The organism is Ruegeria sp. HKCCA5463 (assembly GCF_013034175.1).
Lineage (GTDB): Bacteria > Pseudomonadota > Alphaproteobacteria > Rhodobacterales > Rhodobacteraceae > Ruegeria.
On the sequence record NZ_WQFL01000009.1, the window covers coordinates 102278 to 121897 of the forward strand.

21 protein-coding genes are annotated in these 19620 nt (G+C 59.2%); 10 read left to right on the forward strand and 11 right to left on the reverse strand.

All coding sequences use genetic code 11. The annotated features are described in order from the left end of the window. Nucleotides 1–82: 82 nt before the first annotated feature. Nucleotides 83–1309 (forward strand): FAD-dependent monooxygenase, encoded by a 1227-nt coding sequence (locus GOW09_RS18040; RefSeq protein WP_171119976.1) that lies wholly within the window; start codon nt 83–85, stop codon nt 1307–1309. Here GOW09_RS18040 and GOW09_RS18045 read toward each other — a convergent pair. The 4 genes from GOW09_RS18045 to GOW09_RS18060 all read right to left on the reverse strand — a co-directional run bounded on the left by GOW09_RS18045 (nt 1306) and on the right by GOW09_RS18060 (nt 3935). Further along, a complete protein-coding gene (locus GOW09_RS18045) occupies nt 1306–1491 on the reverse strand; it encodes a Trm112 family protein (RefSeq protein WP_171119907.1) in 186 nt (61 codons plus the stop codon). The two genes, GOW09_RS18040 and GOW09_RS18045, sit on opposite strands and share 4 nt — an antisense overlap. Then, nucleotides 1488–2129 carry an LON peptidase substrate-binding domain-containing protein gene (locus GOW09_RS18050; RefSeq protein ID WP_171119908.1) on the reverse strand — a complete coding sequence of 214 codons (642 nt, stop codon included), beginning with the start codon at nt 2127–2129 and terminating at the stop codon, nt 1488–1490. The genes GOW09_RS18045 and GOW09_RS18050 overlap by 4 nt, the downstream gene beginning before the upstream one ends. Nucleotides 2130–2156: 27 nt before the next feature. Further along, complete coding sequence (trxA, locus tag GOW09_RS18055; RefSeq protein ID WP_171119909.1) at nt 2157–3071, reverse strand: thioredoxin; 915 nt, start codon at nt 3069–3071, stop codon at nt 2157–2159. A gap of 75 nt (nt 3072–3146) precedes the next feature. Then, nucleotides 3147–3935, reverse strand: coding sequence for an exodeoxyribonuclease III (locus GOW09_RS18060; protein ID WP_171119910.1), 789 nt, complete (start codon nt 3933–3935; stop codon nt 3147–3149). Nucleotides 3936–4177: 242 nt separating this feature from the next. Between GOW09_RS18060 and GOW09_RS18065 the strand changes: the two genes are divergently transcribed. After that, on the forward strand, nt 4178–4996 hold the full coding sequence (locus GOW09_RS18065) for a DUF2189 domain-containing protein (RefSeq protein ID WP_171119911.1): 819 nt from the start codon (nt 4178–4180) through the stop codon (nt 4994–4996). A gap of 216 nt (nt 4997–5212) precedes the next feature. Here GOW09_RS18065 and GOW09_RS18070 read toward each other — a convergent pair whose 3' ends face one another. Continuing rightward, nucleotides 5213–5899: a response regulator transcription factor gene (locus GOW09_RS18070; protein ID WP_117872957.1), complete on the reverse strand. Its 687-nt coding sequence runs from the start codon at nt 5897–5899 to the stop codon at nt 5213–5215. A gap of 162 nt (nt 5900–6061) precedes the next feature. Here GOW09_RS18070 and ribA point away from each other — a divergent pair, with 162 nt between their 5' ends. Both ribA and GOW09_RS18080 read left to right on the forward strand, forming a co-directional pair. Beyond that, entirely contained in the window at nt 6062–7153 is a 1092-nt protein-coding gene (gene ribA / locus GOW09_RS18075) for a GTP cyclohydrolase II (protein WP_152459261.1), read from the forward strand. Next, nucleotides 7150–7650, forward strand: coding sequence for a L,D-transpeptidase family protein (locus tag GOW09_RS18080; protein WP_171119912.1), 501 nt, complete (start codon nt 7150–7152; stop codon nt 7648–7650). Before ribA ends, GOW09_RS18080 begins: the two co-directional genes overlap by 4 nt. Here the strand turns inward: GOW09_RS18080 and GOW09_RS18085 are convergent. Continuing rightward, nucleotides 7634–8293, reverse strand: coding sequence for a YggS family pyridoxal phosphate-dependent enzyme (locus GOW09_RS18085; RefSeq protein WP_171119913.1), 660 nt, complete (start codon nt 8291–8293; stop codon nt 7634–7636). The genes GOW09_RS18080 and GOW09_RS18085 overlap by 17 nt on opposite strands. A 101-nt stretch (nt 8294–8394) precedes the next feature. Beyond that, nucleotides 8395–9450 carry a porin gene (locus GOW09_RS18090; protein ID WP_171119914.1) on the reverse strand — a complete coding sequence of 352 codons (1056 nt, stop codon included), beginning with the start codon at nt 9448–9450 and terminating at the stop codon, nt 8395–8397. A 286-nt stretch (nt 9451–9736) separates the two neighbouring features. Here GOW09_RS18090 and GOW09_RS18095 point away from each other — a divergent pair, with 286 nt between their 5' ends. The 4 genes from GOW09_RS18095 (at nt 9737) to holA (ending at nt 14332) form a co-directional block, all read left to right on the forward strand. Next, a complete protein-coding gene (locus GOW09_RS18095; RefSeq protein WP_171119915.1) occupies nt 9737–10219 on the forward strand; it encodes a DUF3576 domain-containing protein in 483 nt (160 codons plus the stop codon). A 72-nt stretch (nt 10220–10291) separates the two neighbouring features. Then, nucleotides 10292–12829 carry a leucine--tRNA ligase gene (leuS, locus tag GOW09_RS18100; RefSeq protein ID WP_171119916.1) on the forward strand — a complete coding sequence of 846 codons (2538 nt, stop codon included), beginning with the start codon at nt 10292–10294 and terminating at the stop codon, nt 12827–12829. Then, the gene (lptE, locus tag GOW09_RS18105) at nt 12816–13307 is read left to right on the forward strand and encodes an LPS assembly lipoprotein LptE (protein ID WP_171119917.1); all 492 of its coding nucleotides are present in this window, start codon (nt 12816–12818) and stop codon (nt 13305–13307) included. Before leuS ends, lptE begins: the two co-directional genes overlap by 14 nt. Further along, a complete protein-coding gene (gene holA / locus GOW09_RS18110) occupies nt 13304–14332 on the forward strand; it encodes a DNA polymerase III subunit delta (RefSeq protein WP_152459268.1) in 1029 nt (342 codons plus the stop codon). The genes lptE and holA overlap by 4 nt, the downstream gene beginning before the upstream one ends. Nucleotide 14333: 1 nt before the next feature. Here the strand turns inward: holA and GOW09_RS18115 are convergent, their stop codons facing one another. Next, the gene (locus GOW09_RS18115) at nt 14334–15518 is read right to left on the reverse strand and encodes a TIGR03862 family flavoprotein (RefSeq protein ID WP_171119918.1); all 1185 of its coding nucleotides are present in this window, start codon (nt 15516–15518) and stop codon (nt 14334–14336) included. A gap of 48 nt (nt 15519–15566) precedes the next feature. Between GOW09_RS18115 and GOW09_RS18120 the strand changes: the two genes are divergently transcribed. Next, nucleotides 15567–15863: an HNH endonuclease gene (locus GOW09_RS18120; protein WP_152459270.1), complete on the forward strand. Its 297-nt coding sequence runs from the start codon at nt 15567–15569 to the stop codon at nt 15861–15863. Here GOW09_RS18120 and GOW09_RS18125 read toward each other — a convergent pair whose 3' ends face one another. From GOW09_RS18125 to GOW09_RS18135, 3 genes are read right to left on the reverse strand one after another with little or no spacing between them, the layout of a single operon-like run. Further along, nucleotides 15864–16601, reverse strand: coding sequence for a VOC family protein (locus GOW09_RS18125; protein ID WP_171119919.1), 738 nt, complete (start codon nt 16599–16601; stop codon nt 15864–15866). Next, nucleotides 16598–17206: an enoyl-CoA hydratase/isomerase family protein gene (locus GOW09_RS18130; protein WP_171119920.1), complete on the reverse strand. Its 609-nt coding sequence runs from the start codon at nt 17204–17206 to the stop codon at nt 16598–16600. Before GOW09_RS18130 ends, GOW09_RS18125 begins: the two co-directional genes overlap by 4 nt. Next, entirely contained in the window at nt 17203–17946 is a 744-nt protein-coding gene (locus GOW09_RS18135) for an SDR family oxidoreductase (RefSeq protein WP_171119921.1), read from the reverse strand. Before GOW09_RS18135 ends, GOW09_RS18130 begins: the two co-directional genes overlap by 4 nt. 107 nt (nt 17947–18053) lie before the next feature. Between GOW09_RS18135 and GOW09_RS18140 the strand changes: the two genes are divergently transcribed. Continuing rightward, nucleotides 18054–19601, forward strand: coding sequence for a DUF2125 domain-containing protein (locus GOW09_RS18140; protein ID WP_254442755.1), 1548 nt, complete (start codon nt 18054–18056; stop codon nt 19599–19601). The last annotated feature ends 19 nt before the right edge of the window (nt 19602–19620 follow it).

The window sequence follows — 19620 nt, forward strand, 5'->3', positions numbered from 1 at the left end:
CCTCCCGGTTTTTCGTCTTTGGGTGACGGTAGCGACAGGACTGCACATGGACAATCCCGAAAGGGCGCGCATATTGCAGGGCATGACACAGGCTTCTGACATTCTGATCGTGGGCGGCGGGTTGAACGGCCCGGCTTTGGCGCTGGCACTGGCACAAACCGGTCATTCGGTCACGGTGATCGATGCGTTGGTCGAAAAGGTGCGCAGAAACGCGGCATTCGACGGGCGCGCCTATGCGCTGGCTCTGGCCTCACAGCGTTTGTTGGATGCCATCGGCATTTGGGACCGCGTCGCGCAGCACGCCCAACCGATGCTGGAAATCAAGGTCACAGATGGACATGCCGGAACGGGGCCATCGCCTTTTTTCATGCATTTCGACCATGCCGAAATCGAAGAAGGCCCGATGGGATATATGGTCGAGGATCGCCACCTGCGCCGTGCTTTTCTGGACGCGATGGCCGAAGAACCGCGCATCACCCAGGTAAGCGGCAAATCCGTCGTTTCGCAACAGGCCGACGCGGCCAGCGTGACCGTGACGTTGGATGACGGCACAACCCTGGGCGGCAGCCTGCTGGTTGGCTGTGACGGTCGCCGCAGCGGAACCGCGTCACGGGCCGGCATCAAACGCACCGGTTGGGATTACGGCCAGACGGCATTGGTCTGCGCCATCGAACATGAGCTGCCGCATAATGGCATTGCGCATCAGTTTTTCATGCCACCCGGTCCGCTGGCGATTCTGCCGTTGACTGGCAATCGCAGTTCCATCGTCTGGAGCGAACGCACCGACACCGCACAGCACATCAACGCCCTGCCCGAGGATGACTACGTGCAAGTGCTACGCCCGCGATTTGGCGATTTTCTTGGTGAAATCAGTCTGGCGGGTGATCGTTTCACTTATCCGCTGAACCTGACCATCGCCAATTCCTTCATCAGTGATCGCATGGCGCTAGTCGGGGATGCCGCGCACGGAATGCACCCCATTGCCGGTCAGGGCCTGAACGCTGGCCTGCGCGATGTCGGCGCTCTGGCTGAGGTTCTGACTTTGGCGGGACGGCGCGGCGAGGATATCGGCTCGTTGATGGTACTGGAGCGCTATCAGGAATGGCGCCGTTTCGACACGGCCTCGCTGGCGATGGCGACGGATATCTTCAACAAGCTGTTTTCCAACGACAACCCGCTGCTGCGGCTTGGGCGTGACATTGGCATGGGGGTTGTCGGCGCTTTGCCCGGCCTCCGTCGCGGTTTCGTTCGCGAAGCGGCCGGGCTGACCGGGGATCTGCCCAAGCTGTTGCAAGGGCGCCCGATTTAATCCAGCTGCCGGGCCTCATCGACCAGCATGACCGGAATGCCGTTGCGGATGGGAAAAGCCAAACCCGCCGCTTTTGAAACAAGCTCTCGCTTTTCGGCGTCATAGTGCAGGGTCGTATGCGTCTGAGGGCAGATCATCGCCTCGAGCATGTGGCGATCAAAGGCGTGTTCAGGATCGGTCATTGCAGTTTTTCCTCGTTTGATCCGCCGCGCAAGGCGAATTCAATCAGCGTCACCAACGTTTCGCGCCGGGTGCGCAGGCAGGGGGCTTCCAGCAGGGCCTGTTTGTCCTCGGGGTCGAAATCCAGAAGCATCGACAGGGAATTCACCAAAAGCTCATCCTCTGCGTCCTTGAGCGAATCCCAGTCGGTGGACAATTGACGGGATGAAAAGAAACGCTCCAACAGTGTCAGGAACGCGTTGCGGTCAAACCCGTTGTCTTTCTCGGCCTTTCCCAGATCACGGTCGAACCCGTCCCACGAGACCGCGCACCTCCGGTAGGGCGTGAACGAATCCAGCTCTGACATGACCCTGAACCGGGATATGCCGGTCAACGTGATCAGGTACCGGCCATCTTCGGTTTCCGAAAACTGCGTCACCCGCCCTGCGCATCCAATACGGTGCAGCTTGTCGTCGTCATTGACCGAAGGATTCGGCTGAACCATTGCGATCAACCGTTCCTTGGTTTTCAACGCGTCGTCCAGCATCTGAAGATAGCGCGGCTCGAATATGTGAAGCGGCAAGCGCGAACGCGGGAGCAGCAGCGCCCCGGGCAAGGGAAAAACTGATACCGTTTCCGGCAGGTCGGCGGGATGCATCATGTATCCGAGTCTAGCTCTGATGAGAGATTAGGCAAATATCATCGAACTGAGTTTGCGACGTCCGTTCAGAACAATCGGGTCATTGGACTTGAGCGCATCGAAGATGGTGAAAAGCTGTGTCTTGGCTGCGCCTTCATTCCATTCACGATCCCGGCGGAACAGTTCCAGCAATTGTGCCACGGCTTCTTCCACATTGCCGTTCGCATGCAGCGCCTGCGCCAGATCAAAGCGGGCTTGATGGTTGTCCGGATCCGCCTCGGCAGCCGCCGTCAGCTCGGCGACGGGGCCGGCATCTGCTGCCTGCTTTGCAAGCTCCAGCTGCGCATGTGCGGCCTCCAGCTCGGCCGATGTGGAGATCTCGGCCGGAGCGCCGTTCAGGATCGCTTCTGCCTGCTCCAGATCACCGGTGGCGATATGCGCCCGCACCAGCCCACCGTACGCCGCGGCGTGGTTCGGATCTTCACCGAGAATTGCGGCAAAGGTCTGAGCCGCGTCCGCAGCCGCGCCTTCGGCAAGCATTTCCTCAGCAGCCTGCACGGCATCATCCAGTTGGCCCCCCGGGCTTTCCCCCCCTGCGGCTTCGATCACACGGTCGACGAAAGCCTTGATCTCGGATCCCGGCAACGCGCCTTGAAACCCGTCCACAGGCTGGCCCTTGAAAAAGGCATAGACGGTCGGGATCGACTGGATGCGCATTTGCGCGGCAATTGTCTGTGCCTCATCCACATTGATCTTGACCATCTTCACCGCGCCTTTCGCGGCTGTCACAGCCTCTTCCAGCATCGGCCCAAGGGTTTTGCACGGGCCACACCAAGGTGCCCAGAAATCGACGATCACAGGTGTTTCCTGCGAGGTTTCCACCACATCGGCCATGAAAGTGGCCTCGGTCCCGTCTTTGATCAGATCGGTTGCTGGGGCGTTTCCGCCGTTCAGAAGGTCCATGGCAATCACTCTTTCGTTCGAACTTGCGCCCTATATGCAGCCGCTTGCCGCGGAAACCAAGTGCTGAGTTGCGGATCAGACGTCGAAACTGGCAAAGACCGGAGCGTGATCGCTTGGTTTTTCCCACCCACGGGCGTCTCGCAGAATACGGCTGGAATGGCCCGCGTTCGAGATATCGGCCGTGGCCCAGATATGGTCCAGCCGGCGCCCCTTGTCCGCCGCATCCCAATCCCGGGCGCGATAGGACCACCAGCTGTAAAGCTGCCCTTCCGGGATGTCCTGACGGGTGATATCGACCCAGCCACCTGCTTCCTGTGTCTCGGCCAGATGCTCGACCTCGATGGGCGTGTGCGAGACGACCTTCAGCAGTTGTTTGTGTGACCACACATCATCCTCACGCGGAGCGATGTTCAGGTCGCCGACAAGGATGGATTTAGCCGGCTTTTCCGCACGGAACCAATCGCGCATATCAGTGAGATAGTCGAGCTTCTGGCCGAATTTCTCATTCACCTCCCGGTCCGGCACGTCGCCGCCCGCCGGGACATAGAAATTGTGGATCGTGACACCATTTTCCAACCGCCCGGCAATATGGCGGGCATGTCCGAGACCCGCGAAATCCTTGTCGCCCACCTCTTCCATCGGCAGGCGCGACAGGATGGCGACGCCGTTATACCCCTTCTGCCCGCGCGCGATCATGTGGGTGTAGCCCAGCTCGGAAAACCCTTCAGTCGGGATTTTCTCAACCGGTGATTTACACTCTTGCAGGCACAATACATCAGGGGCTTCTTCTTGCAGCAATTTCAGCACGATAGGCTCGCGCAGGCGAACAGAATTGATGTTCCATGTGGCAAGGGTGAAAGGCATGTCGGGGATTCCTTTGTCGCGATTGGCGCAGGTTAGCGTGGCACAACGCCAGTTGCCACGAGAAAAGGCGGCCCGATGCCAGGACCACAGGCCGGCAGTTAGGCGGGCGTCACATTCATGCTTTCCCTTGCCCTGATATCTCGCCTGATGCAGACTTGTCTGCGAATGAGGAATGTCTGTTTCACCGCTGGGTCTGTTCGCGAACAGACCGGCCCGGCACCATGCTTTGGGAGGAGTGTGTCATGGCATCCGAGACCGCAGGTTCCACGCCACCGGAGAATCTGACGCCTCAGCAGCGGGACATGCCGCAGGTCAACAAGATCACGACGGATGACATCAGGGCGTCGCTGAAAGCCGGGTTTTCCGACTTTCTGGCCCGCCCTGTCCTGAGCGGCTTTTTCGGTCTGTTCTATGCAGTATTCGGAATTCTGCTGGTTTGGGCTCTGATCTGGCTTGGCCAGATCTGGATGATCATTCCCGCCATTGTCGGTTTTCCGCTGGTCGCGCCTTTCGCCGCCGCCGGGCTTTATGAAATGTCGCGCCGCTTGCAGAAAGGCGAAAGCTTTGGCTGGGCTGAAATCCTCAACGTCATGGCCAATCAACGCAAACGCGAATTGGGCTGGATGGCCTTTGTCACACTTTTCATTTTCTGGGTGTGGATCTACCAGGTCCGGCTTTGGCTGGCGATCATCCTCCAGAACGCATCCTTCTCGGACTTCGACGGGTTTTTGAACACCGTTTTCTTTACGCCGCAGGGTTGGATCTTCCTTGCCGTAGGCACCTGTGTCGGCGCGTTCCTGTCAGCCGTACTGTTTTCGGTGACCGTCGTCGCCATGCCCTTGCTGCTGGACCGGGACACCAACTTCATCTCTGCCATGTTGACCTCATTGCGCGTCGTATCCGAAAGCCCGGCGGTCATGCTCGGCTGGGCGGCGATCATCTCGGTCACCATACTGCTGTCGCTGGTTCCGGCGTTTCTGGGCCTGATCTTTACCCTTCCGATCTTAGGCCACACCACGTGGCACCTTTACCAGCGCGCCGTTGCCCCGGCGCAAGGGTGAACCGCGGCAGAACTCACCTCCACCATTGGTCGAATACCGGTCAGTGCTGCTGTCTGCCTTGTGTGGAAACCGCCCCTCAGCAGCGAAAAAAAGCCGGGCCATTCGGCCCGGCAGTCCAACAGGGAGGTACATGTCATAACCCGGACATGCACGGGTTGGGAGTAACCTAATTATGAGTGCAGAGTATCACTTTGATCCACATCAATCCACAACCAGTTAAGACACGAGCCTATATCCACCCGATTCTGTGACCAAAAGGCGCGCATTGGACGGATCGGGCTCGATCTTCTGACGCAGACGATAGATGTGGGTTTCCAGCGTGTGGGTCGTGACCCCCGCATTGTATCCCCACACTTCGTGCAACAGCACATCCCGCGCCACGACACCGTCGGTTGATCGGTACAGGAACTTGAGGATGTTGGTTTCCTTCTCGGTCAGACGGATCTTGCGGTCTTCTTCCGTGATCAGCATCTTCATCGCCGGCTTGAACGTATAGGGGCCAAGAACAAATACCGCGTCCTCGGATTGTTCGTGCTGCCGCAACTGAGCGCGGATCCGGGCCAGCAATACCGGAAATTTGAACGGTTTGGAGACATAGTCATTCGCGCCGGCGTCCAGGCCCAGGATCGTATCGGCATCGCTGTCATGACCGGTCAGCATCAGAATCGGGCTTTTGACGCCCTGTTTGCGCATCAGGCGGCACAGTTCCCGCCCGTCGGTATCCGGCAAACCCACATCAAGAATAACCAGATCATAGATCGCTTCGCGTGCGCGCTCCATCGCGGACTGGCCGTCTGACGCTTCGAAAACGTCAAAGTCTTCGGTCATGACAAGTTGCTCGCTGAGCGCCTCGCGCAGATCCTCGTCATCGTCCACCAACAGGATTTTCTTGAGTTGAGCCATTTCCCGATCCTCCAAACGCTTTTCCATCACTTGCGCGCGGAATATGCAATCAACAAGATTTGCTGCAACGGTTTCACGCCTTCGTGTCAGAGTTGGCAGAAATGTTTCACATTTCCTTTCGAAACAGCTAGGAGAAGGGCTGAGCGTTATAGGGTAACATAGATGAGCCTCATCCCCGATATCACCGAACTTCTTGCCCGGGCCCGGGCCGATCTGCGCATGGGCGTTCCAGTGGTGCTGACCGATGACAGCGGCTTTAGCGTTGTGGCGATCTCTGCGGAAACGCTCAACCCTCAACGCCTGGCCGATCTGAAAAAGCTCGGAGACCCGGTGGTGGCCATTACCGGGCGGCGGGCCGAAACACTCAAGGCGCGGGCCTATGACGGCGATCTCGCGCGCGTTTCGATTCCCGCCGATGCAGATATCACTTGGGTGCAGGCGGTTGCTGATCCCTCGGACGATCTGAACGCGCCGATGAAAGGCCCGTTGATGACCGAGCGCCACGGCAACGCCAATTTGCACCGCATCGCGATTGCGTTGGCCAAGTCCGCGCGCATTCTTCCCGCCGCGGTCGTCGTGCCGGTCGAAGACGGTCGGGCCTTTGCCGTATCGCACGGCCTGACCTGCATTGACCACACGCGCGCCGCCCCGCATCTGGCGGACCGCAGCGCCCTGCATGAGGTGGTTGCCGCGCGTCTTCCGATGGAAGTATCCGAGGCCGGCCGCCTGCATGTTTTCCGCCCCGAAGATGGCGGAGAAGAACATTACGCAGTCGAAATAGGCCGCCCGGATCGGGACAAACCAGTGCTGGCCCGATTGCATTCCGCCTGTTTCACGGGCGATCTGATGGGCAGCCTGAAATGCGATTGCGGTCCGCAATTGCGGGGCGCGCTGGCACAAATGGGGGCCGAAGGGGCTGGCGTTCTTCTGTATCTGAACCAGGAAGGGCGTGGTATCGGGCTGGCCAACAAGATGCGTGCCTATTTTCTTCAAGATCAGGGTTTTGACACGGTAGAAGCAAACCACAGGCTGGGTTTCGAGGATGATGAGCGCGACTTCCGACTCGGCTCGGATATCCTGAAATCTCTGGGTTTCAACTCGGTGCGCCTGCTGACCAACAACCCTGCCAAGATCTCGATGATGGAACGCACGGGGATCGCCGTGACCGAGCGCGTTCCTTTGAAAGTGGGTGAAACCGCGCACAACCGGGGATACCTGGCCACGAAAGCCGCGAAATCTGGGCACCTGTTGTGACCCCAGACGATCTTGTGCTCACCCCGCGTGGCGTTCGCTTTCTTGGCAGAACGTTCCCCTGCTCGATTGGCAAAGGCGGATTGAGCAACACGAAACACGAGGGTGATGGGGCGACGCCTACCGGATGCCATCGAATCGTCGGCATGCTCTACCGGCCCGACCGGCTGGTCGCCCCCAACTTCTGGGCGATCCCGATTGGGCCGCAGGACTTGTGGTCGGATGACGTCGAGGACGGCCACTACAATCACATGGTGCCCGCCCCTTATGCGTTCAGTCATGAAAAACTGCGCCGGGCTGATCCGCTTTATGATCTGGTCCTGTTGACCGACTGGAACTGGCCGAATGCCGTTCCCGGCAAGGGATCGGCGATTTTTCTGCATCAATGGCGCAGGCCCGGCTACCCCACCGAGGGCTGCATTGCCTTCCGTCGGGACCATCTGCACTGGATTGCAGGGCGAATTGCCCTTGGAACGCGCCTGATCATCCCTGAGGTTTGACCCGCTCACCAAAAATGGCCGACCCGATACGAACATGGGTCGCGCCCAAGGCGATGGCCTGCTCGAAATCACCGCTCATCCCCATCGACAACCCCTCAAGCCCATTGCGTGCGGCGATCTTGGCCAAGAGGGCGAAATGCAAAGTGGGTTCTTCATCGACCGGCGGGATGCACATCAACCCGCGCACCGGCAGGTCCAGCGATCGGCATTCCGCTATAAACCCGTCCGCATCCGCAGGAAGAACGCCTGCCTTCTGCGCTTCTTCACCCGTGTTGACCTGAATGAAAAGGTCGGGGCAGTATCCCACCTCTTGCGCCAGCCGCGCCAGGGTTTTGGCCAGTTTGGGGCGGTCGACCGAATGGATCGCATTGCACAGTTCCATCGCCTGCCTGGCCTTGTTGGTCTGCAACGGGCCGATGAGATGCAGATCGACGGCATCGAATTGCTCTTTGAAAGCGGGCCATTTGCTGGCCGCCTCCTGTACGCGATTCTCACCAAAACACCTGTGGCCCTGCTCCAGCACCGCCTGAACCCGCTCATTCGGTTGTACTTTGGATACAGCGATCAGTTTGACGGAACCGGCAGGGCGGTCCGATCTGGCTTCGGCATTTGCAATGCGTGAGGTGATTTCTTGCAACGACATGGGGCCCTCAATCTGTCTTTGGCGCAGAAAAACACCAAGTCGGCACAAAAGAAAAGGGCGCGTCCGAAGACCCGCCCTTAAACCTTACGGTTCAGATCAGCTTAGAAGTTGAACTGAGCACCGAAGTCAGCCTTGATGGTCGAGTCTGCGCAAGAGTCACAGTCGTTTACACCCAGACCACCGCGCAGCGATGCACCGCCACCCAGGTCGTAGATCGCACCGATAGCAACCTGCTGAGTGTCAGCAGAAGCGTTACCGTCACCGTAGGTGAACAGCAGGGTGGTTGCAGCGCCCAAGTTGTAGGCAGCCGACAGACCCCATGCAGTACCGTCAGTCGAAGCAACTTGGGTTGCGTCGTCCGCGACAAACAGAGTACCCGAGAAGTCACCCCATTCGCCACCCAGGGTCAGAACGGTCAGGCTCGGATCGCTTACACCGGCAACACCCGCGTCGGTCTGACCATAGGCCACAGCAGCAGTGATGTTGTTGAAGGTGTAGGTTGCGCTGATGTCCCAGCGGTCTGCGTCAACGGTGGTCGAAGTTGTACCACCAGCTCCGATAACGGTAGCCTGTGCTTGGTCATACGATGCGCCAAACGAGAAGTCGCCTACGGAGTACTGGAAGAACACAGCGTTCGCACCCGAACCGGTCGACGAGTACGCCAGGAAGTTATAGTTAACGCCCGAGTACTGACCAGCGAACAGTTCCAGACCTACTTCGTTGCCGTAGTAGTTTGCCAGGTTGTCAAAGGCACCTGCGACGTTGCCCGCGTCAACACGCAGACCACCGTAGATGACCGAGAAGCGCGCGCCGTTCAGGCCGGCCGAGTTTGCTTCACCGTTGCTGGCGTCTTCGTCGGCCTGCAGACGAACACGGCCTTCAAAACGTACGCCGCCGTCGGTTTCTGCGATACCGTCGATGTTCAGACGGAAGCGCGACACCAGAATGACGTCGTCGGTTTGAGCGGTCGAGCTTGCCAGGACGTCGTCGGCTGTCCCGTTCAGGCCATCTGCGCCAGGGCCACGTACGATGGTGGTTTCGCTACGATCTTCAGTGTAGCCAATACCAAAACGGCCATAACCGCTGAAGTTAACTTCAGCTGCTGCAACGCCTGCGGTCGCGATCAGCGCCGTCGATGCGAAGAGAACTTTTTTCATCTTGTTTCCCTCGGTTTCATTCAAAAGAGTTATCTACTCGACACATGCCTCGGCATATGTCTCAGCACGGACACCGTTTCGCTCTTTTTGCCCCTGTTGCGCAAGCTTGGCATAAACCCGGTCACGTCATTGGGGTCAGATTGGTGCAAGGATGCCACAGTTCGTTTTTGCCCGGATCAGGCTGACACGCTTACATTTCAGAAGAATAGGCTTGTTGCAGCGAGGGTCCTTGGCTAGGAGTATGCCCTGAATACTGCACAACAAGTGAAAACAGGACCTGCTGACAATGCGCCTGCCTACGATTTTGGGATTAATCATGCTGACCACCACTATTGCGGCATGCGGGCAGAATCGAAGCACTTCGACATATTCCGCCAATCCCGCCAGCGGTAATTCCGATGAACGCGAGTTGAACGATCCTGAACGTTCGACGCTGTGGGACATTTTCGACCGCAGCACGGCCGAGCAGACCACCAATGTAAACCGGTACTTGTGGGCAGCTTCTCTGGACATATTGAACTTCTTGCCTGTGCAGGAGGTCGATCCGTTTACCGGAGTGATCGTAACGGGTTACGGCACTCCTCCGGGCGGAGGACGGTCATACAGGGCGACCGTACACATCAGTGATCCGGCGCTTGCGGCCCGGTCTTTGTCCGTCGCCCTGCAATCCAGCGGCGGCGCCCCGGTAAGCGCGGCAACAACCCGTGCGGTGGAGGATGCGATTCTGTCCCGCGCGCGTCAGCTGCGCATCGCGGACAACAAGTTCTAGCACTCCGCCGAAAATCACACTAATACCACGCCGGGTTCCTACCCGGCGTTTTCATTCACGAAGGACCGCAAAATGTCGCGCTATTCGGCCACCGAAATCGAAGCAAAATGGCAAGAGGCCTGGGACAAGGCAGGAATCTTCACCGCCAACCACAAGGCGGACAAGCCGAAATACTATGTGCTTGAGATGTTCCCCTACCCGTCCGGCCGAATCCATATGGGGCATGTGCGCAACTATACGATGGGCGACGTCATCGCGCGGCACAAGCTGGCCACCGGGCACAATGTTCTGCACCCCATGGGCTGGGACGCGTTCGGGATGCCGGCGGAAAACGCTGCCATGGCGATCGGCGGCCATCCCAAAGAGTGGACTTACGGCAATATCGCCGACATGCGCGCCCAGATGAAGCCACTGGGCCTGTCGATCGACTGGTCCCGTGAATTCGCCACATGTGATCCGGAATACTATGGCCAGCAGCAGGCGCTGTTCCTCGACATGCTTGAGGCCGGGCTGGTCTATCGCAAGAACGCCGTGGTCAACTGGGATCCGGTCGACATGACCGTTCTGGCCAATGAACAGGTGGAAAATGGGCGCGGCTGGCGCTCGGGCGCGTTGGTTGAGCGGCGCGAGCTGACGCAGTGGTTCTTCAAGATCTCGGATTATTCCGAAGAACTGCTGAACGCTCTGGACACGCTGGAAAACTGGCCCGCCAAGGTTCGACTGATGCAGGAAAACTGGATCGGCAAGTCGCGCGGCCTGCAATTCGGGTTCGAGCGCACCGATGGTGGGGAACCGATCACTGTCTACACGACGCGCCCCGACACGCTGCTGGGAGCATCCTTCGTGGGGATCTCGCCCGATCACCCGATCGCCAAACAGCTTGAGGCCGAGAACCCGGAGGTCGCTGAATTCGTTGCCGAATGCCGCAAGGGCGGCACCACGGAAGAGGCCATCGAAACTGGCGAAAAGCTGGGTTTCGACACCGGCATCCGCGTCAAGCACCCGTTGGACCCGAACTGGGAACTGCCGGTCTGGATCGCCAATTTCATCCTGATGGATTACGGCACCGGCGCGATCTTTGCCTGCCCGGCCCATGACCAACGCGACCTTGATTTCTGCCGCAAATACGATCTGCCGGTGATCGATACGTTCTTTGCGCTGGACGACGACACGCCGGTCGACAAGATCGCCTTTGTCCCGCCAAAGACCGAGAAAGTCCGCTGGGTGAACCATTTCGCAGGCTTGACCGAAGCAACCGGAGAAGAGGCGATCAACACCACCATCGATTTCGCCGAAAAAGCCGGTTGGGGCGAAGGGGTCACGAAATATCGCCTGCGAGACTGGGGCTTGAGCCGTCAGCGCTATTGGGGTTGTCCGATTCCAGTCGTTCACTGCGAAAGCTGTGGTGTGGTCCCTGAAAAGAAAGAGAACCTTCCGGTTCGCCTGCCCGATGATGTCACCTTCGACAAACCGGGCAACCCGCTGGACCGTCACCCGACCTGGCGCGACTGCGCCTGCCCGAATTGTGGCGCCCCTGCCAAGCGTGAGACCGACACGATGGACACATTCGTGGATTCGTCGTGGTATTTCGCGCGCTTCACCGCTCCGCGCGCGGAAACGCCCACCGATCTGGCCGAGGCGGAATACTGGATGAATGTTGACCAGTATATCGGCGGGATCGAACACGCGATTCTGCACCTGCTGTATTCGCGGTTCTTCGCCCGCGCGATGAACATCACCGGGCATTTGCCGGACAAAGCCATCGAACCCTTCGACGCGCTGTTTACCCAAGGCATGGTGACGCACGAGATCTACCAAACCCGCGATGCCAACGGTCGTCCGGTCTATCACCTGCCCGAAGAGGTCACGGACGGAAAACTGGCTGACGGCACAGAGGTCGAGATCATCCCATCGGCCAAAATGTCGAAATCCAAGAAGAACGTTGTCGACCCGGTCAGTATCATCTCGGCCTTCGGCGCCGATACCGCGCGCTGGTTCGTGCTGTCCGATTCGCCACCCGAACGGGACGTGGAATGGACGGCTGCGGGGGCCGAGGCCGCGTACAAGCATCTCAACCGAGTCTGGAATCTCTGCGACAAGATCGGCGCCATGGACCCGAACGCCACAGGCGAAGGCGATGAGGAACTGCTGCGCGAGATGCACAAAACCATCCGCGATGTGACCTTGGGTGTTGAAAGCTTTGGCTTCAACGCGGCCATCGCCAAGCTTTATGCCTTCACCAACACCCTGGCGAAATCCAAGGCAGGTGCCGCGGCCCAAAAGCAGGCCATCAAAACGCTGGCACAGCTGATGTCGCCGATGACACCGCATCTGGCGGAAGATATTTGGGCCCATCAGGGCGGCGAAGGCCTTGTGGCCGTTGCGCCATGGCCCGTCGCCGACGAGGCGATGCTGGTCGATGACACCGTCACCATGCCGATTCAGATCAACGGCAAGCGTCGCGCGGAAATCAGCGTGGCCAAGGATCTGGACAAAGCCGAGGTTGAAAAAATCGCGCTCAGCACCGAAGCTGTCCAAAAGGCGCTGGAAGGGAATGCGCCGAAGAAAGTGATCGTCGTTCCGGGCCGGATTGTGAATGTCGTCGTTTGATCGCAGAACCTTTTTGCTGATGCCGCTGGCGCTGGCCGCCTGCGGCTTTGAGCCCGTCTATGCACCTGGTGGATCGGGTTCGGCCTTATATGGCCGCGTCGAGGTGTCGGCGCCCAACACCGTGGAAAGCTATTTGCTGGTCCAAAATCTGGAACAGCAACTGGGGCGAAGCGCCGGGTCGGTGAACGATTACAAGCTGGATGTTCAAGTTTCGACCGTAACGCGTGGCGCAGCAATCACCACCACAAACGAAACGCAGCGCTACACGATCGACGGACGCGCGCAATACAACCTGCGCTCCAACGCAACCGGTCAGATCATCGCCTCGGGCTCGGTGGCGGATTTCGTGTCATATTCTGCCGCAGGATCGACCGTTTCCACCTTGGCGGATGAGCGCGATGCCAAGAGACGGTTGATGATGATTCTGTCGGGTCAGATCATGAACCGTCTTTACGCCACACCGGATCTGGCCGCATGAAGCTGAGCCCGCGCGAGGCTGAGGGGTATTTTGCCAAGCCGGACGCGGACAAGACCGGGCTGCTTATCTATGGCGCGGATGCGATGCGGGTTGCGCTCAAGCGGCAACAGGTGCTGGCCGCTCTGCTTGGCCCCCAAGCCGAAGAAGAAATGCGCCTGACCCGCATGCCCGGTGGCGATCTGCGTGGTGATCCCGCCCTGCTGCTGGACGCGGTCAAGGCGGTCGGCTTCTTTCCCGGTCCACGTGCCGTTTTCGTGGAAGACGCAACCGAAACCGCGGCGTCGGCAATTCTGGCCGCGCTCGAAGATTGGGCCCCCGGAGACGCCCAGATCATCGTGACCGCGGGGCAATTGAAACCCAGCTCGAAGATCCGCAAGGCGTTCGAAGGCCACCCTGCCGCCTATGCCGTCGGCATTTATGACGACCCTCCCTCACGCGCCGAAGTGGAACGGGTTCTTGCCGAGTCGGGTATGAAAAACGTGCCCCGTGATGTCATGTCTGCAATCAGCGAATTGGCAGTAAGCCTCAGCCCCGGTGATTTCGCCCAAACGATTGAAAAACTGTCTCTTTACAAACGCGGTGACAGCACTGATTTGACAATCGAAGATATCGAGGCCTGCGCCCCGCGCTCGACCGAGGCGGCGCTGGATGATGTTCTCAACGTCGTTGCCGAAGGCCGCGCCGGTGAGATCGGGCCGCTGATCCGGAGATTGCAGGCGCAGGGCACCAATGGCGTGACTCTGTGTATCGGAGCGATGCGGCATTTTCGGACACTCTATGCCTGCGCTTCTGATCCCGGTGGTGCTGCGCAGGGCATCGGCAAGCTGCGTCCGCCGGTTTACGGCAAACGGCGTGACCGTATCCTGCGGCAGGCACAAGGTTGGGGGGCGGCCAAGCTGCAAACCGCGCTGACGGTTCTGACCGATACGGATTTGGCGCTGCGGTCTGCGGGGCAGACAGCCCCCGCAATGGCGCTGGTGGAACGCGCGATGATCCGTTTGGCGATGTTGGCGCGATCCCGCTAGGTCATTCAGCCTTTTCCAGCCAGTCCGCGGCAGACCGACCGGCCCAGCGCCCGGTCGCCAGGCAAGCCGTAAGCAGATAGCCCCCGGTCGGGGCTTCCCAATCCAGCATTTCCCCGGCGCAGAACACACCCGGCAGGGCTGTCAGCATCAGCCCGCCATCCAGCGCTGTCCGTTTGACACCACCTGCGGTCGAAATGGCTTCGTCCATCGGGCGAAGGCCGGCATGCCGGACAGGCAGCTTTTTCAACATGCTCACTTGCACGGATTGAGGGTGGCCGCCGCGTTTTGCCATTTCATGAAACAGAGCGATTTTCTGAGCAGACAGGTTCAGCGATTTTCTCATCCACTGGGACAGTGTTGTTTTCGACCGTTTCGCGGACAACCGCGCCAGCAGAGCCTGTTGGTCCAGATCAGGCGTCAGATCAGCAAACAATGGCTGCCCCGCGCGCAAGGCCGGTGTCAGCGTATACAGCCCTCCGCCTTCCAGACCGGTTCTGGAAATCGCAGCCTCTCCTCGGCTCTCCAAATCGCCTGCCATCCATCGGATCGATTTCAATGCGGCCCCGAAATGGGGCTGCATATATGGGCTCCAATCAACGGAAATGGCTGAGTTCGCGGGTTCAAAGGGTGCCAAAGCCACGTCTTTTCCGGCCAATATCTGCGCCCAGTGACCGTCCGAGCCAAGGCGGGCCCAGCTTGCACCGCCCAGTGCCAGCACGGTGACATCCGTCGAAACACTGCGCCGCCCGTCCGGAGTGTCGAACACCGGCGCATCACTTTCCCAGCCAGTCCAACGCCAGCGGGTCCTGATCTCGACCCCGGCCTTGTCCAATCGTGCCAACCAGGCCCGCAACAAGGGCGAGGCCTTCATTGCTTCGGGAAACACGCGCCCCGTCGAGCCGACAAACAGCGTCTGCCCCAACCCACGCGCCCAGTGCTGAACAGCTTCGGCATCAAATTCAGACATGATCGGACGCAACCAATCTGCCGCTTCACCATAGGCGCGGATCAGGTCACCAAGCGGCTCGTCCTTGGTCAGGTTCAGCCCCGATTTCCCGGCCATCAGGAGCTTGCGCGCGACCGACGGTTTGGCCTCGGCCATCAACACGGAATGCCCGGCTGCGGCCAACTGCTCGGCCGCCATCAACCCGGCGGGGCCTGCTCCGATCACCACTGCCTGCGCCATTCGCACCCTCTTGCCTTCGCCCGTCACAGGCGCAAGTTTCACATCATCATGACGAACAGCGATCCGATCTGCCCGCTTTGCGGCCGCCCGATCCCCAACGGGGGTGGCAGCCTGCATCATCTGATCCCAAAACTCAAAGGAGGCAAGGGCGGACCTACCGTTCTGCTGCATCAGATCTGCCACAAAGAGGTGCACGCCACCCTGACCGAAGCCGAACTGGCACGCAGTTTCAACACAGTCGAGGCCCTGCGTGCGCATCCTAGGCTCGAGAAATTTTTGACTTGGGTCCGCAAGCGTCCACCCGGGTTTCGTTCGAAAGTTCCGGGCAAGCGGCGCGGGCGCTGATCAACCTGGCAGGATCTGGTCGCCGACAATATCTGTGAGAGGTTCGGACATGCCTTCGATCTCGACACCCCGAAAGTCCGGTACATGGGCGAATTGTGCGCCCGCAACATGTTGGAATTCCAACGTCGTATAGGCGCGTTTCCACAGCCATTCGCGGTTTTCAACAGCCCAAAGCTCAGGATTGGGCGGGGTTTCGTCGGTAAAGGCATAGAAATGCAGGTCAAAGCCGTAAGGGGCGACCTCCTGCATCGACAGCAACGACATGCCCCGGGCGCGCCAGAATGCGTCTTCGGCGGCAATATCGCCGGTTCGAAGGGTAATCTGACCGATCCGAGCCTGTGCAAAAGGCGCGTCGGGATCCGCTGCATACGGCGGCCGGTTGCCTTCGAAATCATGTTGCAGCAGTTCGATGACGAATCCTTCGGGATCCGCAAGATGGCACATGTAGCCGATGTCCAGAAACTGGTTCGGCGTGCTAACTGGAACGTCGAACCTGCGGAGATGAGCCGCAGCAAGATCGACATCCGGCACGGTGATTCCTATCTTCCAGAAGCGCTGCCCCTTGTCGTGGGTGTACCCTCCTCCACCCGGCAGCAACAAAATATCTGCGTCTGCACTGTCATAGCCGACACGGTAGCCGGTTTCTGCTGGGCCGACGGACATGCCCAGAATGTCGCGATAAAACGCGGCCAGCCGATCCGGGTCGGCGACCCGCAGGCGCAGTGCAGACAGCCTCATGAGCACAACCTTGCGATTCCCGCCGCGATCTCGGGGTCGGCGTTCACGCTGTCGGCCACCAGATCGCGTGCGGTTTGCATCAGGTGATCGGGATCGACAATCCGGTCCACCAGGCCAAATTCATACGCCTCCTGCGCGGTGATTTTCTGACCCGCCACAAGGATCAACTTGGCCCTTGCCGGTCCGACCAGAGCCGCCAGCCGCGCGGGGTCGGACGGTTGTGGCAGAAACCCCAGCTTCATCACCGGATAGAAGAACTTGGCCGATGGCACGGCAATGCGCAGATCGCAGGCCAGTGCCATACCGTTGGCCCCGCCTGCCAAAGTGCCGTTCAGTGCGGCAACGGTCAGACAGGGCAACGCGGCAATGGCGCCGGACAGCCTTTCCCAGACATCCGATTTGGCCAGACCGGCGCGCGCTTCGTCCAGATCTGCCCCAGCGCTGAACACTTTGCCCGCGCCGGTCAGGATCAACGCCTTGGCCTCTGTCGCGGATTCGGCGATCTCGGCCAGTTCCGCGAGCATGGCCCCGGTCAGGGCGTTCGCCTTGCCGGGATTGTTGATCGTGACGGTCCACAGGCCGTCCTCTTTGGTCAAATCGATCATATCAGCCCGGCCCGTTTGCGAATGTCTTCAAGCCGCAGCGAAATTTCAGTGCCAAGAAACTCATCGGCATCATCCGAGCACATCCACAACAGCGCCCGTGCGGGCCAGTCCGCAGGGATATGCACATCCCAGTCCAGCTGACTGACGGGATTTATGCCGCTGGCCTTGATCGACCGCTGCATATCGGTGGCCACCGTCCCCGGTGACAGGCCCATGGCGCGAATACCATTATGGGCTTCTTCCATATGCAGACATTCCGTGAGCATCTTGGCCCCGGCCTTCGAGGCGCAATAGTGGCTCCAGGCTTCGACCGGGTTCGATGCAGCACCGGACGAGATCGTCAGAATGCTCCCTCCTCCCGCAGCCCGCATCACCGGCAACGCCGCGCGCATCCCGTAGAAAATACCTTTCAGGTTGATGTCGATGGCCTTGCTCCACGCCTCGGTGTCAGCATTCGAGAGATGAAAAATCGGATCGATCACACCCGCGTTGCCGATCAGAACATCCAACCCACCGAACCGGTCCACGCATGTGACCACGGCTTGTTCAACCTGCGCGAAATCGCTGACGTCACAGGCCAATGCGATGGCCTGATCGCCCAATGCGGCCGCCAGAGCGTCAATCTGGTCCTTGCTGCGAGCCACCAATGCGACATTGGCGCCGGCTGCGGCAAAAACGCGCCCTGCCTCGGCCCCAATTCCTCGGCTGGCCCCGGTTATGAGAACAGTTTTTCCCTGCATTTGCCCTTCCTCACGCATTGCAATCTCTGTCGGCTACAGCCGTAGCGCGTAAACGGGGAAAGGGTCCAGCCCTTGCCCCCTTGACGATACCCGCCACAAAACCGACCATGCGCCACAAATTGATCAAGAAGGGTTACCTTATGTCCGTTTTCCTTCGCCGCAGCTGCGGCGCTGCCCTGGCTTATGCCGTTGCCACCCAAGGGGCGTTTGCCGATCTGTCGGCCGATGACGTCTGGTCCGATTGGCAGAGCTATTTCACCTCGATGGGTTACACCGTCACAGGAGACGAAAGCACCTCGGGCGACGTCACCACGATTTCCAACATGACACTTTCAGTGGCCCTTCCCGAAGAGGACGGACAGTTTCAGATGGTCATGCCGGAAATGACACTGACCGAAAATGGTGACGGGACCGTTACCATTGACCTGCCGGAAAGCTTTCCCATGGAAATCACCGGTCAGGCCGAAGACGAAAACTTCGCAGCCACTGTCACCTATTCCCACAACCAACTGAAAATGGTCGTGTCAGGCACACCGGACGACATGACCTATGACTACAAGGCTGACAATCTGGGCGTGAAACTGGATTCGATTGAGGTCGATGGTGAGGCTCTGCCCAATGATGTGTTTGGCATCGATGTCCAAGCAAGCGATCTGTCCGGCAGCTCGCGGATGCAGATCGGTGACAATCGGAACATCAGCCAGACGTTCAACGCAGCCACGTTAACTTATGATCTGAACTTTCAGGATCCTGAAAGCGGCGAAAGCGGGTTGATCAACGGTCAACTCGATCAACTGGCATTTGAGGGCAACAACGTGGTCCCGCCGGATTTTGACTTTTCGGACCCAGAAGCCTTTTACAAGGCTGGTTTTTCGTTTGACGGCACCTTCACCTATGCCGCGGGCAGCACGGATCTGAGCGGGACCAGCGAAGGTCAGGCGTTCTCGATGAACAGCACGTCCGAAGGCGGGCGTTTTGCAGCCAGCATCGATGCAGAGCGTATCGTCTATGACATTGACCAGAACAGCACGAAGATGGCCGTTACCACGGCGGGCCTGCCGTTCCCGATCGAACTTTCGATGGCCAAGGCGGGCCTGAACTTCGAATTCCCCATCCAGCAATCGGACGAGGTTCAACCCTTCGGCTTTGGGCTGAACCTGACCGATTTCACCATGTCGGACATATTGTGGGGCATTTTCGATCCTGCGGGTGCGTTGCCGCGTGATCCGGCGACGATTGCGCTGGATGCGACGGGAACCGCGAAAGTGCTGATGAATATCTTCGATCCTGAAATCGACGTCGAATCCGACGAAGTGCCGGGGGAATTGCACTCGCTGAAGGTCAACGAACTGCTGGTTTCGCTGGTTGGCGCCAAACTGACCGGTGACGGTGATTTTGCTTTCGACAACACCAATACCGAAGAGTTTGATGGCCTGCCCAGCCCAAGCGGCGTGGCGAACCTTCAGCTGGTTGGCGCCAACCAGTTGATCGACACCCTGATCGGAATGGGAATCATCTCGGACGAAGACGCGCTGGGCGCCCGCATGATGATGGGTCTGATGGCAGTTCCGGGCGAAGAACCGGACACTTTGAACTCGAAGATCGAGTTCACCGAAGACGGCCAGATCCTCGCGAATGGTCAGCGTATCAAGTGACAATCAACGGAAAGGGCCG